The sequence below is a fragment of the Halovibrio sp. HP20-59 genome, assembly GCF_033052795.2.
In the GTDB taxonomy this organism is placed as follows: Bacteria; Pseudomonadota; Gammaproteobacteria; order Pseudomonadales; family Halomonadaceae; genus Vreelandella.
Genome location: NZ_JAWJUW020000202.1, coordinates 1 through 230, shown reverse-complemented (window position 1 = coordinate 230; position 230 = coordinate 1). Strand labels below are relative to the sequence as shown.

1 protein-coding gene is annotated in these 230 nt (G+C 63.5%); it reads right to left on the bottom strand.

Annotated features, from left to right (window positions below):
* Positions 1-230: CBS domain-containing protein (locus RZA33_RS19870; RefSeq protein WP_317510139.1), on the bottom strand; the 230-nt coding region annotated here is incomplete at both ends.

Genomic DNA, 230 nt, shown 5'->3' with positions numbered 1-230 from the left:
GCACGACCGTTACCCGAACCTGTAGCAGGTCCTTACGCGTGAGAAGGCCAACAAGGATGCCGCTTATCGGGTCCGTTACGGGAACGCGCCCTTGACCAGTGGCCATCATGATGTCGAGGGCGCGGGCGACAACGTCATCGGGGTGAACAACGGCCAGCGCGGCGTCCGAGATCCACTCTTCCAGGCTTTCTCCGGGATGCCGGCCCTCGGTCTTCCAGCGCAAGGCATCG